General features: G+C 34.2%; 14 protein-coding genes. 4 read left to right on the top strand and 10 right to left on the bottom strand.

Going from position 1 to position 13,661, the window contains the following annotated elements; genetic code table 11:
- Window positions 1-18: 18 nt before the first annotated feature.
- The 6 genes from QL232_RS08100 to QL232_RS08075 all read right to left on the bottom strand — a co-directional run bounded on the left by QL232_RS08100 (window position 19) and on the right by QL232_RS08075 (window position 6,072).
- A complete protein-coding gene (locus tag QL232_RS08100; RefSeq protein ID WP_281613730.1) occupies window positions 19-354 on the bottom strand; it encodes a hypothetical protein in 336 nt (111 codons plus the stop codon).
- A gap of 8 nt (window positions 355-362) precedes the next feature.
- Window positions 363-719 carry a hypothetical protein gene (locus QL232_RS08095; protein WP_281613729.1) on the bottom strand — a complete coding sequence of 119 codons (357 nt, stop codon included), beginning with the start codon at window positions 717-719 and terminating at the stop codon, window positions 363-365.
- Between the two features lie 254 nt (window positions 720-973).
- Entirely contained in the window at window positions 974-2,242 is a 1,269-nt protein-coding gene (locus QL232_RS08090; RefSeq protein ID WP_281613728.1) for a folylpolyglutamate synthase/dihydrofolate synthase family protein, read from the bottom strand.
- A gap of 23 nt (window positions 2,243-2,265) precedes the next feature.
- The gene (locus tag QL232_RS08085) at window positions 2,266-2,973 is read right to left on the bottom strand and encodes a DNA alkylation repair protein (RefSeq protein ID WP_281613727.1); all 708 of its coding nucleotides are present in this window, start codon (window positions 2,971-2,973) and stop codon (window positions 2,266-2,268) included.
- A gap of 12 nt (window positions 2,974-2,985) precedes the next feature.
- On the bottom strand, window positions 2,986-4,023 hold the full coding sequence (gene ribD / locus QL232_RS08080; protein WP_281613726.1) for a bifunctional diaminohydroxyphosphoribosylaminopyrimidine deaminase/5-amino-6-(5-phosphoribosylamino)uracil reductase RibD: 1,038 nt from the start codon (window positions 4,021-4,023) through the stop codon (window positions 2,986-2,988).
- 33 nt (window positions 4,024-4,056) lie between these two features.
- Window positions 4,057-6,072, bottom strand: a complete 2,016-nt coding sequence (locus QL232_RS08075; RefSeq protein WP_281613725.1) for a T9SS type A sorting domain-containing protein — start codon at window positions 6,070-6,072, stop codon at window positions 4,057-4,059.
- A 300-nt stretch (window positions 6,073-6,372) separates the two neighbouring features.
- Here QL232_RS08075 and QL232_RS08070 point away from each other — a divergent pair, with 300 nt between their 5' ends.
- The gene (locus tag QL232_RS08070; RefSeq protein ID WP_281613724.1) at window positions 6,373-7,275 is read left to right on the top strand and encodes an RluA family pseudouridine synthase; all 903 of its coding nucleotides are present in this window, start codon (window positions 6,373-6,375) and stop codon (window positions 7,273-7,275) included.
- Here the strand turns inward: QL232_RS08070 and QL232_RS08065 are convergent, their stop codons facing one another.
- The 3 genes from QL232_RS08065 to QL232_RS08055 all read right to left on the bottom strand — a co-directional run bounded on the left by QL232_RS08065 (window position 7,276) and on the right by QL232_RS08055 (window position 10,307).
- Window positions 7,276-7,866 (bottom strand): phospholipid scramblase-related protein, encoded by a 591-nt coding sequence (locus QL232_RS08065; RefSeq protein ID WP_168880989.1) that lies wholly within the window; start codon window positions 7,864-7,866, stop codon window positions 7,276-7,278.
- Window positions 7,863-8,528, bottom strand: a complete 666-nt coding sequence (locus tag QL232_RS08060) for a hypothetical protein (RefSeq protein WP_281613723.1) — start codon at window positions 8,526-8,528, stop codon at window positions 7,863-7,865. The genes QL232_RS08065 and QL232_RS08060 overlap by 4 nt, the downstream gene beginning before the upstream one ends.
- 81 nt (window positions 8,529-8,609) lie before the next feature.
- The gene (locus QL232_RS08055) at window positions 8,610-10,307 is read right to left on the bottom strand and encodes an AMP-binding protein (RefSeq protein WP_281613722.1); all 1,698 of its coding nucleotides are present in this window, start codon (window positions 10,305-10,307) and stop codon (window positions 8,610-8,612) included.
- Between the two features lie 412 nt (window positions 10,308-10,719).
- Between QL232_RS08055 and QL232_RS08050 the strand changes: the two genes are divergently transcribed.
- The 3 genes from QL232_RS08050 (at window position 10,720) to QL232_RS08040 (ending at window position 12,679) form a co-directional block, all read left to right on the top strand.
- Window positions 10,720-11,151 carry a J domain-containing protein gene (locus QL232_RS08050; protein WP_168880986.1) on the top strand — a complete coding sequence of 144 codons (432 nt, stop codon included), beginning with the start codon at window positions 10,720-10,722 and terminating at the stop codon, window positions 11,149-11,151.
- Between the two features lie 6 nt (window positions 11,152-11,157).
- On the top strand, window positions 11,158-11,988 hold the full coding sequence (locus QL232_RS08045) for a PspA/IM30 family protein (RefSeq protein WP_281613721.1): 831 nt from the start codon (window positions 11,158-11,160) through the stop codon (window positions 11,986-11,988).
- A 154-nt stretch (window positions 11,989-12,142) separates the two neighbouring features.
- Window positions 12,143-12,679, top strand: coding sequence for a hypothetical protein (locus QL232_RS08040; RefSeq protein WP_168880984.1), 537 nt, complete (start codon window positions 12,143-12,145; stop codon window positions 12,677-12,679).
- Between the two features lie 84 nt (window positions 12,680-12,763).
- Here QL232_RS08040 and QL232_RS08035 read toward each other — a convergent pair whose 3' ends face one another.
- Window positions 12,764-13,582 (bottom strand): serine O-acetyltransferase, encoded by an 819-nt coding sequence (locus QL232_RS08035; protein WP_168880983.1) that lies wholly within the window; start codon window positions 13,580-13,582, stop codon window positions 12,764-12,766.
- Window positions 13,583-13,661 lie beyond the last annotated feature (79 nt).

The raw sequence follows: 13,661 nt of genomic DNA, 5'->3' as shown, positions 1-13,661 counted from the left end.
ATATTCTGAATTGCGGTTCTAGCCAATAAGTTCCGCAAGAGTTTTTACAGCCTGAGCTTTATTTTTTTCAGGTTGTGAACCTGCCTCTACTTCTAGTGTCTCTAAAAATGTTGAAACTTTACCAGCTATATCTTTGATATTTTCTTCTGGTAAATTCATTGTTTGTAACATAGTAAAAGCACCTTGCATCATCTGAACAATTTGTGCTTCGCTTTCTGCAGTATTTATTGCGTTCGCAAACTGCATTGCGATCATATTTTCATCCATGGTATAATAATTTAGATTACTCGCAAATGTACAAATGTTTTCTGAAGACAAAAAAGAGGAACAAAATACTGTTCCTCTCTTCTTCATATTATCATTTAATATTTTCTTGGAATTTTTGAACCAAAATCATAGTTGAGATCATTATCACTTGTGTAGATGTACACTCCATCCTTTAATCTCATTTTTCCACCTATTCTAAAATAAGCATATTCATCTTCGATTTTGATATATTTCTCTTCTTTTACTGTTAGACCATGATCTGAATAAGAATATATTGCTTTTATCAAATCATTTTCAATTGTTCCTACTAATGTCCCCTCTTTTCGGTCTGTTTCAGATACAATCCAGTCAAACGTTCCTTTAACTTCTTTTCCTGTGATATCCAATTTTAAGATCATTGAATCCATAAACTGAATCATCTCACCACTTTCTACCTGTACTGGTTCGCTCATGATTATTTTTTCAAACACAAGATCGTGTTTAGTAGCATCAATCGCTTTTTTATCACATGAGTAAAGAAATAAGGTAGAAACTAAAGTCAAAATGTAGAATAAATTTCTACAAATCATATAATTAAAAGTTGGTTAAACATATAATAATCAACCAATTACAAGTCAACTATCATTAAATTGCGAGGCAAATCTATTACTTAGAATCCTTTTCGCATACATTTATACGTTAAAAGATGTTTAACGAACTGATTTAATTACAATTCATTAACTTCTGCCACTACAAAAGTGCTACCACCTATGAAAATCAAATCATTAGCATTCGCCTGATCTTTTGCTTTTAGAATGGCTTGGTTAACATCGTCTACTAGAATTCCCTCCAAACCTAGTTTCTTAGCCTCTTCTTCTAGAATTTTGGCATCCAATCCCCTTGGTACATTGGGTTTACAGTAATAGTAATATGCATTCGAAGGTAGTTTGGATAGCATATTGGGCAGATCTTTCTCTTTTACGACACCGAGAACGATATGTAGTTTTTCAAAAGTTTCTTCTGCAATTTGTCCTAAAACGAATTTCCATCCATCTTCATTGTGCCCAACATCTGTAATGACTTTAGGGGACTGTTGTAGTATTTGCCATCTACCTTTTAAACCTGTATTCTCAACTACTTTTTTTAACCCTAGCGAGATCTGATCAGAAGTAACCTTGAATAACTGATGGTCATTTAAAACCTTCATTAATGCAACTACACCAATTACATTATGACGTTGATAATTACCTTTCACTCCAATTTCTACATCTTGAAGATATTCTTTACCATCTCTCAGAAGTTTGTCTGCATCCCATGAAAAATGATTTTCTGCAAAAATTAATGGTGCATTTTTTTCTTGAGCTACTTCTAAAAATATTGGAGAGGTTTCTACTTGTTTTTGACTGATAACAACGGGAGTCTCTGATTTAATAATCCCTGCCTTTTCTTTACTAATCTGTCTTAAAGTGGTCCCTAACATATCCATATGATCAAGACCAATATTTGTTATCAGACAAGCTTCTGGAGAAATTACATTGGTAGAGTCCAGTCGACCACCCAATCCTACTTCTATAACAGCAACGTCTACGTCTTCTTTTGCAAAATGATCAAAAGCCATCGCTACTGTTAATTCAAAAAATGAAGGTTGAACTTCCTTAATGATAGGTTTTATCTCCTCGACAAAATCAATCACTTTTTGCTCAGAGATATTTAAACCGTTTATTCTTATTCTTTCAGTGAAACTTTTTAAATGAGGAGAAGTATACAACCCTACTTTTAACCCACTTTCCTGTAAGATAGATGCTGTTAAATGAGATGAACTACCTTTACCATTAGTTCCTGCAACATGGATTGATTTAAATTTCTTTTCAGGATGACCTAATGCCTTACATAATGCAATAGTATTTGTTAAATCCTTTTTAAACGCACTTTTTCCTTCCCTTTGAAACATTGGAAGTTGTGCAAATAAAAAATCTAAAGTCTCTTGATATGTCATTGATATTATTCTTTGATGTTAGACTAACATCTTGTTGATTTCTTCTTTTTTCCTACTCGATCCATAGTGCGGACCTTTGTAATATATTCTTCAGCCAAGGGTACTTTACAACTTGTCTTGCCCATATTAACAGACACTTTGCCAATTTTACGCCCCACTTCTAAAGCTGAATCTGATAACGGTAAAATATAACTACCTACAGCTATCACAAATCCATTTTTACTATATCTTACTCTATTTTGTGAAGTATGAATATCTTCACCTATTTGTTCCATTAACGATGCTACTTTCTCTAGATCAATATCTTCATCCGTTTTAATACTGATGTAACCAGTTAAAGTATTCCATCCTGCACTACAAATAAATTCTTCTGATGATGTAATCCACTCCAAACCAATCTCCCAAGCATGCGGTGATGCTGCAGCAACTGAAGAGACGGTATAATCACTAAGCATGTACCAGTAGGCATTTTTTACCCAATCCTGTAATTGTTCTTTGGTAATCACTTTAGGATCTGCAATCATACCTGCTAAATACATAGCATCAGAGTTGCCGGTCGCATAAAGTTCCAAAGCCAACTGATGGTTCACCTTAATCTTTTTCTGTAGCTTTTTAAGATCGCCTACTTTTACACCAAAAAAAGGTTCTTTTGCTCCATGATTAATATAAATGGATTTGGTGCCTTCATTACCAAATTGGTATAAAGCATCCATCACTTCATTCTTATTCATACCGACAACGATTTAATCTTTAATATGATAATATATCGAATAATCGTCACCCTTAATAGTTTGTTGGCTCACTTTTTCAGCATGCTGTAAGGTTGGTGAGGCTATTCCCTTTTTAAATTTTTGCGATGATGATGTAAAAACATGTGCTTCATCCCATAAACCTTTAGCAATAAATTGGTCTAGTGTTGTACTTCCACCTTCAATAATTAATGAATGTACTTTTCGTTGAAACAAGTCATGAAGTAATTCTTCAAAAAAAGTGTCCTGTTTTAATTGAACATAAGTGACATTATCAATGTCTTCTTTATCTTCTAAAGTATAAACTACTGTTGGAATTTTTTGATCAAAAAGATGATAAGAAGAAGGTAGCTTCAAGTGTCTGTCAATGACAACTCTTAACGGGTTTTTTCCTGCCCAATCTCTTACATTTAATGTAGGATTGTCGTAGAAAGCAGTATTACGACCTACCATAATCGCGTCTTCTTCAGCTCTCATCTTATGCACTAACTGACGGGAGTATTGATTACTAATCCACTTTGAATCAAAGTTTTCTCTAGCAACAAAACCATCAGCAGTTTGAGCATATTTCAATAAAATATAGGGTTGTTGTAACGTCATCGCTTTAAAAAAGCGTTTATTGATCTCAAAACCTTCATCCTCTAAGAACTTTGTTTTCACTTCAATCCCAGCATCTTCCAGTTTCTTGATTCCTCGTCCGGCAACCAAAGGGTTAGGATCAAGATTACAAACTATTACTTTTTTAAACTTATGCTTAACCAGTAAATCAGCACATGGAGGTGTTTTTCCGTAATGGCTACATGGTTCGAGTGTCACATACATTTCCGATGATGACAACTTTGATAAATCTTCTTCCTTAACTGATGCAACAGCGTTTACCTCAGCATGTGGTTCTCCATATTGCTGATGATACCCTTCTCCAATAATTTGATCATTATATACGATAACGGCTCCTACCATAGGATTAGGGCTCACTTTTCCGATTCCCAACTTTGCTAATTGCAAAGCACGCTGCATGTACTTCTCTTCCATCCTAATATTCTTTACAGCGAATTTAGGTAACTATCACAGTACAGAAAAACGATGATGTTGATTTTTTCCTGATTTTGTTTTCAAATGAAGAATATAAATACCAGAAGTATATTGATTGACATTAATTGACTCTAGATGATCAAGGTCTAAGGTTTCGATTAACTGACCATGTTTATTATATACTTTTGCTTCTATTACCTGATCTAAAGTATTAAAGTGATTGAACTCTAAATTTAATTGATCTCGAACAGGGTTGGGATAAATATTTACGGATAGTCCTTGATGATCTACAGCTTTTACCTGCACAATATCCGAGTAACTGTATGTTCCATCAAAGTCTACTTGCTTCAATCTATAAATATAATACGCATTAGCATCCTCTTGATTCACCTCAAAAGAATATTGGTGACTTACATTGGAATTACCTTGCCCTGAAACCTTTCCCAATACATGATAATTTCTAGCATCAGAAGAAGCCTCGATTTCGAAATAGTCATTATTTATTTCTGTAGCCGTTTCCCATTCTAGCGTTAATCCATTATCGTGTGTTTTTGCTGATAAAGAGATTAATTCTACTGGTAGGTCATGATTGCTATTATCTCCTCCGAAAGTAAATGGACTAAAGGATTCTGCATTGGCATAAACATATCCAACATTGTCTTCAGAATCTCCAAGATCCAAATGGGTTGCTACACCATAACTCTCCCAAGTTGCTCCATTATAATGCATCATATAAATAGATGACGTTGATATCTTATTCTCAGTTACACCAGATCCGGCATCAAATGGAATTAATACTTTAAAGGGGTTCGTTGATAAACTACCTGTTGATGATACACTAACATCGTAGTATTCCCTTGTACTTAATGAAACTTCAGGGTTAGTATTGGCAAAACTAGTTTCAATATCGGTATCAGAATAAGCATCATCGAAATAAGCAGCCGAAACGGTGAAACCATCATCTTTAAAAAGAGCATCTTTTAAAACTCCTGCTTCATGGATAGACGTACCATCTCCTACAGGCATTAAATAAAAGTTGGCTGCGGCATTTGCTGCATACGCTTTTCGAACATTTCCACTTCCACTACAAATAATATGAGACGATGCACTACCTCCACTTTCAGCACTTGAAATACTAGAGCTGACCACTTGCCCATCGATAGTTGCATTTTCTTCGATAGATAATGTTCTTGTGGCTTTTAAAAAACCATCCGTTAAATACAATGTTCCTGCTACAATAGCTCCTGTACCTAAGGTGACAGTATCACTTGTATTAATGGTAAGGTTATTTATTTTATCTGTTGTTGGGTTGGTCATACTAAATGTACCTGTAGCATTGGTTGAAAAGACTATACTACCATTATTGGCTGGAGTAGCATCACTGCCTGTAGTAATAGTAATTCCTGTCCCCATGTCACCATTAACAGTTAAGATATTTTTACCAGTTTCGATTACCATAGTTTGGCTATAAAATTCAGATATTGTTTCATCTGCTCTTAAAACTAAGGTTCCATTATCAGCAGAATTATAGTTCAGGATAGTACTACTCGAAATAACTGCTGCTGCGATATTAAAAAAACTTGAATTGTTGAAGAAATAAGATGTTGAATTAGCTTGGTTGAAAACTATAGAGGTATTGTTCAAGAAGAAGAAACTACCATCATTGATAAAAACATTATCAACATTAAAATTAATTGATTTACTTCCATTTAGATATACAAATCCTCCTGACGTAACTATTAAATCAGCTACATTAAATGTTACTCCTGCTGTAGGTGCAGAATTAAGGTTACCTTGAACAATTAAATTTCCAATAGATGTATCAAATGAAGGAAAAGGGATAGAATTTCCAGATTGAATAACAAACGTATGTGCAGACTGGTCTGTATCAAAATCGATAGTTAATTTGGATTCACCAGAGGTGGTTAACGACCACATATCAGCACTACGGAAAGTTCCAGAACCTGTAGAATAATAAGTTAATGCATTAGTGGTATGGCAAAAGAATAGGCATGCAATAAGAATCGTATGGGTAATTAGGTTTTTCATAGTAGTCACTTGTTTTGGGTAATAATAATCTATGCAGGAAATTTCAAACTTAAAAGTTCCAAGATGTAGGGTCTACTAAGGAAAAAATCTCGAAAATCATCTTTATTCTTAACTTTTCATCATTGAAAGCATAATTGGTTGTATTATTTCAATAAAACAAAATACTTTGATAACAATTTTATTGTATTCAATTCTGAAGTTGTAAATGATTATTCGGTAATAAATTCATTTTTATAAGATATCAAATACTATTTAGTTCTTAGTTTTGTGATATTGTTTTCAGATCCACATTGATTTACCATGGCAAAAAATATCCTTGAAAATATAATTATTCAGTTATTAGGTGATCAACCTATACGCTTATTTGACTACATATTATCAAATAGTAATGTCATCTCTTCAAGGAATGGTTTAAAAAAAGCGTTAAGAGACAAACGTGTCCTATTGGATGGTACCCCAATTAATGGAGCCGAGTGGGCTATTGATCAACAGAACATAGAGATTCTTGAAGAAAAAGCTACACCTCCAAAAGAATTTAAACTAGGGCTAAAAGTACTTTTTGAAGATGAATACTTAGCTGTAGTCTATAAACCTGCTGGTATTCTTGTTAGTGGAAATCAGTTTAAAACCATTGAAAACGCTTTACAATATAATTTACAGCCTAGTGATGTTATCGATGCGATGCCTTGGCCTAAACCCTGCCATCGTTTAGATGCTCCGACATCGGGTGTTTTACTGATTGCCAAAACAAGAAAAGCTAGAATAAGTCTCGGACAACAATTTGAAGACAAAACTATAAAGAAAAAGTACCATGCTGTCGTTATGGGAAAGATTGAAAAGGAAGGTGATATAAAGATTCCGTTAGATGAAAAAGCTTGTCATAGTTCATATTCCCGTATTTCATATATTCCTTCTTTAAGATCTGAATACCTTTCTATTGTAGAATTAACTCCGCATACAGGAAGAACACACCAGCTCAGAAGACATATGCAGTCCATCGGGCACCCTATTGTAGGTGATAAAGAGTATGGAGAAGAAGGAAATATCATTGAAGGCAAAGGACTATTCCTATCTTCAGTAGAGATTTCATTTATTCATCCTATCTACGAGGAGCGCCAAACAATAAAAGCTCCTCAACCTGAAAAGTTTGAGAAGCTTCTACTGCGTGAAACAAAAATGTGGAACAAGTACAATAACGATTAATTACCTTTCTTTTAATACCATATCGATACACATAACTGCACCAAGTATTAATAATCGTAATGGATGGTTTTCTGGTACTTCTGGGTTGATTTCTAAAGCATAGTTATCTGCAGTAGTAAACATTTCTTTCATGATACCTGCAAACTCTTTAGATACATGAGCAAATTCGAAATCATCTTTAACAAATCTGAAATCCCAACTAGTCCACTTTCCTTTCAACATACAAAGTGATACATCATTTGGATCAAAAACTTCGAATTTACCTCCAATACTGAAGAATCTTTGCTTGAAATATCCCACTAACTGATCTCTTTCATCGAATACTTCAACTTTTGATAGCCAAAGGGATACTCCTCTCTTTACTGTTAGTACTTTTTCTCCTTGTGGTGTTCTTATCTCCACTTCAAATGGAGTAAGTGTTTTATAATCTGTAAATCTTAAGATTTTAGTAAAAAAGCCTAGGTTATCTTCTCTACATTCAAGGATAATTTGATTGGTTTCTGGATCGTAGATGTCGTAGTTGTTCGCTGCTTTAAACATCCCAACATGTTCTTTTACAAAGAACGTATTTCTATTTAAGAGTGAGTTCATTTACTATATAGTTTGTTTATTATTTTCTGAAGTGTCTCACGGTGTACATGATGTCCTCCTTTAAAGGTAACAATTTCTGTATTACAAGTTAAATCATTCAATAGTTTTTTAATCCTTTCTAACTTGATCATTTCAAGAAAAGGATCATTCTCTCCAATTACATAAATGAGGTTGACTTCTTCATTTAGAAAAGAAAAGTCTTCGGGACTCAGTTCATGTGGAAAATCAGCTCCCCACATGACAATCGAATCCACTTCTGGCTGAGTATTTTTTAACCATCGCATCAGTGTTGCTCCCCCTTGAGAGAAGGCAAAAAAGTTTTTCTTTATATCAAATACTTTAGTATTGAAAAGACGGTCATAATACACTTCATCAATATATCTTTTCTGATGAATAATGTCCTTTTCTCTTTCCATTCGAGTCATCCAAGAAGCTCCAATTTTTTCATACTTATTATCTAAATAGAACCTAGATAAGCCTTGTAATGCAACTACATGGTGTTTTTTTGGATCAACGATATCAAAGCGTCTCATAAAGTGCTCTGCTAGTTGTCCGTATCCATGAAAAAGAAACCAAAGATGCTCAGTTTCTTCCGATTGATTTCCATTAGTATAAAACGGTGCGTCCATTTTAATACTCACCCATTCTTTTTGGTTTTCCATACTACCTATATTAAAACAAAAGTCACTCTACCAAAAGTAGAATGACTTTTTATCATTTCAATTATACTTATAAAGTAAAGATTAATGTAACGCCTTTTTTGTACGTTCCAATTCCTCTTCTTTCAACGTTCTTCTTAAGATCTTTCCGACATTGGTTTTTGGCAATTCAGTTCTGAATTCGTAATGTCTTGGCACCTTATATCCTGCAAGGTTTTGCTTACAGAAATCTTTTAAAGCCTCCGCTGTTAAATGTTGATCTTTTTTCACAACAAAACATTTTACTGCTTCTGTAGACTTATCATCAGGTACTCCAATTACTGCACATTCAAGCACACCGTCATGCATTACTAATACATCCTCTACCTCATTAGGGTAAACATTGAAGCCAGACACAAGAATCATGTCTTTCTTACGATCTACAATTTTGAAGTATCCATGATGATCCATCGTTGCAATATCTCCTGTTCTCAACCAACCATTGTCAAAGAAAGTTTCTTCAGTTTCTTTCTCTCTTTTCCAATAACCTTTCATCACTTGTGGACCTTTAACACAAAGTTCACCAACCTCACCGATGGCTACTTCTACTCCACTTTCATCCATAATTTTCACATCCGTTGATGGATATGGAAGACCGATAGTACCAATTTTAGGGCTATCTAGGCGATGTACACAAACTACTGGAGACGTCTCTGTTAAACCATAGCCTTCAGCTAAAGTACAACCTGTCACTTCTTCCCATCGTTTGGCTACAGCTTGTTGTACCGCCATACCACCACCAATGGTTACTTTTAGTGCTGAGAAATCTAAATCAGGGAATTTTTTATGATTCAACATGCCGTTGAATAGTGTATTTACACCTGTAACGATCGAGAATTTATAGGCTGAAATCTCTTTGATAAAACCATTCATATCCCTCGGGTTTGTGATCAAGACATTTCTTGCCCCAATCTTCATCATTGTCATACAGTTAACTGTAAGTGCAAAGATGTGATATAATGGTAATGCTGTGATTACAATTTCCTCTCCTTCATTGAGAACACCTTGTAACCATGCATTCGATTGTTCCAAGTTGGCAACAATATTTCTATGTGTAAGAATAGCTCCTTTAGCTACCCCTGTTGTTCCTCCTGTATATTGTAAGAAAGCATTATCCTTACCTGTAAGTGTAGGCTTTCTGTAAGAAAAGTTTGCTCCTTCTTTTAAAACCTTTTTGAATTTTATGGCTGTAGGTAAGTCATAAGATGGCACCATCTTCTTGACGTGTTTAACTACTGCATTTACTATCAAGTTCTTTGGAAATGCTAATAAATCACCCAGCTCAGTTGTGATGATATTCTTCAGCGTTGGAACCTTATCTTTTATATTTTGTAATTTATCAGCAAAATTGGCTACAATTACTATTGTCTTAATTTCAGCATCTGTGAACTGATGAAGCATTTCTCTTTCAGTATATAATGGATTGGTATTGACCACTACCATTCCAGCTCTTATTGCACCAATCATAGCAATTGGATACTGAAGACAGTTAGGCATTTGAATAGCAATACGGTCTCCCTTTTGCATTCCACAGACATTTTGTAAGTATGAGGCAAAGTTTTCTGACTGCTTGTTTACTTCATTATAAGTAAGCTTGCCCCCCATATTTTCATAGGCAATCTTATCTCCAAATTTCTTAAACGATTCATCAAATAATGCGATCAACGATTGGTAGTTATCAGGATTGATCTCCTGAGGAGTAAAATCTGCGTAATGTTTATACCAAGGGCGGTTTTGTTCCATTTCTATATTGTTTTTAAAAACTTTTTCAGTGTTCACAGTGAATTTAGAGTAATAGTAATAAAAAGCTACTCATAATTTTTGTCTTTACAAAGGGACATAAAGCACTTTTGTACTAGACCAAATTTAGTAGTTAAAGTTTAAATAATTACGTAATGAATCTAAAGTTTGAGGCGATTTACATTACTTTGAATTAATAATCGTACAATATACACGTACTAATATAATTCTCAAAAAATAAATGAAAATTCATTCACTTTAAATTTATTTAGAAAAAGCACATCTTTTTTCAATTTATTTCGTGAAATAGAGTAAACCCTTATTATTTTTAGTATTATTAGATAAACTGAGCTATCAGGAAAATCTTTAGTCACTAAAAGAAAGAGTGTCAAAATAAATTATCATTATTAATAAGATGTTAGTAGACCGTTTTAAGAATATATTAAAAGCTACAATTAATGATCAAATAGAAAGTAATCCTGTCTTTCAAAACCTATTTCAAGATGATGATGGGTTTAAAAAAGAATGGCAGAAATATTATGATGAGATCATAAAAGAAAATAAATCAACAAATACAGATTACCAGGACTACTCCTATCAGGATACTTACCAACAGCAATATCAAGCACCAAAATCCGAACCTACTGTAGAAGAAAAACATTACAATGCATTAGAAGTTAAACCAGGTGATGACTTTGCTACAATTAAGAAATCATATAGAAGACTTGTAAAAGTATATCACCCTGATTTATATACTAGCGATCCAAAGAAACAGGAAATGGCCCAAAAGGTTACTTTGGAAATTAATGAGGCTTACAATTACTTTGAAAAAAAATATAAAAAATAGATAGATATGTTTGGATGGTTAAAAAGACTTTTTGGTATAGTTGAAGCTGAAACTCATTCAGTTCTTGATAAATTAGAAAACCCAATAAAACAAACGGAACAAGGGATACGTGATTTGAAAGCTGATCTTTCTAAATCGATGCAAGGATTAGCCGAAGTAAAAGCGTTAACTATTCGTGAGAAGAAGGAGTTTGAGGCGAACAATAGAAACGCAAAAGATTTTGAGCAAAAAGCAATGTTATTAGTTCAGAGAGCTAGTAATGGTCAAATAGATTCTGATGAAGCTGATCGTTTAGCAACACAGGCGTTAGAAAGAAAACAACAATATGCTCAAAGAGCAGCCGCTAATCAAAAGAATATTGATAATTATGGTGGCATGTTGAAAAAAATGGAAGGCAATGTTCAGCAATTGAAGTCACAGATTTCTAATTGGGAAAATGAATTAAAGACTTTACGAGCAAGAGCTACCGTAAGTGATGCCTCTGCTAAGTTGAACAAACAGTTATCAAATATAGACTCTTCAAATACTGTTGCTCGTTTAGAGAAAATGAAGCAAAAAGTTGAAGAAAAAGAAGCATTGGCAGATTCATATAGTGATATCGCACAATTGGCCAATCAATCTGTCGATTCTGAAATTGATCAGGCATTAGGGATTGTACCTGGAAGTACTCCTTCTATCGGAGCTTCTGATGAATTGAATAAATTAAAAGCAAGATTGGCACAAGGAAACCAAGATACTTCATCACAATCTGATACTAGCCAACAAGCTCCTCCATCCTCTTCTTCTGAACAATCAGAATTAGATAAATTGAAAGAGCAGTTAAAAAATAAATCATAAATATAAAGCCACTTCCAAAAGAAGTGGCTTTTTTAATACCTCTCATTTTTAGAGAATAACTTTAGAAAAATAGCAACAAATAAATTGCATTATTCTAATAAAAGGCACCAAACCATCTTTCATTTTGTTATTTTACTATTAAACCAAATAACCTATGAAAAGAATACTACTTCCTTTAACTACCTTCGCTCTAATTTTCTGCACTCATTTTTCAATTGCACAACATCATGTGATTGTCACAGACATCAACGAAGCCTACGATTACTATCAATCCTCTCATGAAGGGGCTGAAACAGCTCTCCATTTTATAAGTGAGGCTTTCGATTGTCACTCTATTGATTGCATACGAGAAAACATGTTCCGAGCGAAAACAGAGGTAGAAGCTGCTATGCGGAATGCTCATTATGCTAAAGATGAAACACATAGTGCTAAATCACAAGCTATCGATCATTGTGAAGTGGCATCCAGTCATTCCCATAATGCACACGGCTCTTTCACTGAAGCAAAAGATGGTTTCACAAAAGTGACCAGTACATTATCTACGGCTCACTATACAGATGATGTTGACGAGATTCATTCTCATTTAAACTATGCCATAGACCATATTCACCTAGCAATATCTCACCTTAATAATGGTGTAGATGGCTTAAACAATGCCCTTGGTGAATTAGAATACTGTGGTAATAGATAATAAAGATCCGACTGCTTAACAAAAAAAGGTATTGCCCTATTTCTAGGTCAATACCTTTCCTTTTATATATAGAATTTACTCTGTTTATTGAGCTTTTTCCTTTTTATGACGCACACTTACAGATGCAGTATTGTACACTTTAGCAAATGCAGGAACACTTTCTGTCAACCAAACATTTCCTCCAATAATAGCATGCTCGCCAATTACAGTTTCTCCTCCTAAAATTGTCGTTCCAGAATAGATCACTACATTGTTTTCAATTGTAGGGTGTCTTTTGACTTTTGCTAAATCTTTACTTACGCTCAACGCACCTAAAGTAACTCCTTGGTAAATCTTTACATTATTACCGATGATACAAGTTTCACCTATAACGATCCCTGTACCATGATCAATGCAAAAGTTATTTCCAATTGTTGCCCCCGGGTGAATATCAATACCGGTTTTACTATGTGCATACTCAGAAAATAAACGAGGCACAATCGGCACTTGGCAATTGTAAAGTTGATGACTTAATCGATGTACGAATACAGCAAAGAAACCTGGGTAAGCTAAAATAACTTCTTCAATATGCTTGGCAGCTGGATCTCCTTCAAAAATTGCTTGGGCATCCTTAATCAACTGAGCATGGATACTTGGTAGGGCATCAAAAAAACGCTCTGTAGCACTCGTACAACCTATTTCAAACTGATCACGAATAGGCAAAAATAATTCTTGTAACTTTCCTTTTAATCGAATTAATGCCAATTCTGCTGCATAATATCCTTGTTCTACTCCAGAAACTACTGGAAACAGAAAACGAAATAAATCATCTACAAACTCCTCAGCCTTCGCTTTGGATGGCATCTGAAACATGCATTTATATTCATTGATTTGTGCGATGATATCTTTATTGATGTTATCCATAGTGTTTTCAAGTTAACCTTCCCCTCTCTCGTTATGAGCTTAGTTTATACAATATTAGAATTATTCTACTAAAAACAGA

The sequence above is a fragment of the Flammeovirga sp. SubArs3 genome (assembly GCF_947387565.1).
Lineage (GTDB): Bacteria > Bacteroidota > Bacteroidia > Cytophagales > Flammeovirgaceae > Flammeovirga > Flammeovirga agarivorans.
Note: the sequence above shows the minus strand (reverse complement) of the source record. Positions and strands in the feature narration are given on the sequence as shown.

Excerpts from the sequence above, each read along its gene's own strand:
- QL232_RS08100 (WP_281613730.1), bottom strand. The coding sequence starts at position 354 with ATGAAGAAGAGAGGAACAGTATTTTGTTCCTCTTTTTTGTCTTCAGAA.
- QL232_RS08095 (WP_281613729.1), bottom strand. The coding sequence starts at position 719 with ATGAGCGAACCAGTACAGGTAGAAAGTGGTGAGATGATTCAGTTTATG.
- QL232_RS08090 (WP_281613728.1), bottom strand. The coding sequence starts at position 2,242 with ATGACATATCAAGAGACTTTAGATTTTTTATTTGCACAACTTCCAATG.
- QL232_RS08085 (WP_281613727.1), bottom strand. The coding sequence starts at position 2,973 with ATGAATAAGAATGAAGTGATGGATGCTTTATACCAATTTGGTAATGAA.
- ribD (WP_281613726.1), bottom strand. The coding sequence starts at position 4,023 with ATGGAAGAGAAGTACATGCAGCGTGCTTTGCAATTAGCAAAGTTGGGA.
- QL232_RS08075 (WP_281613725.1), bottom strand. The coding sequence starts at position 6,072 with ATGAAAAACCTAATTACCCATACGATTCTTATTGCATGCCTATTCTTT.
- QL232_RS08070 (WP_281613724.1), top strand. The coding sequence starts at position 6,373 with ATGGCAAAAAATATCCTTGAAAATATAATTATTCAGTTATTAGGTGAT.
- QL232_RS08065 (WP_168880989.1), bottom strand. The coding sequence starts at position 7,866 with ATGAACTCACTCTTAAATAGAAATACGTTCTTTGTAAAAGAACATGTT.
- QL232_RS08060 (WP_281613723.1), bottom strand. The coding sequence starts at position 8,528 with ATGGAAAACCAAAAAGAATGGGTGAGTATTAAAATGGACGCACCGTTT.
- QL232_RS08055 (WP_281613722.1), bottom strand. The coding sequence starts at position 10,307 with ATGGAACAAAACCGCCCTTGGTATAAACATTACGCAGATTTTACTCCT.
- QL232_RS08050 (WP_168880986.1), top strand. The coding sequence starts at position 10,720 with ATGTTAGTAGACCGTTTTAAGAATATATTAAAAGCTACAATTAATGAT.
- QL232_RS08045 (WP_281613721.1), top strand. The coding sequence starts at position 11,158 with ATGTTTGGATGGTTAAAAAGACTTTTTGGTATAGTTGAAGCTGAAACT.
- QL232_RS08040 (WP_168880984.1), top strand. The coding sequence starts at position 12,143 with ATGAAAAGAATACTACTTCCTTTAACTACCTTCGCTCTAATTTTCTGC.
- QL232_RS08035 (WP_168880983.1), bottom strand. The coding sequence starts at position 13,582 with ATGGATAACATCAATAAAGATATCATCGCACAAATCAATGAATATAAA.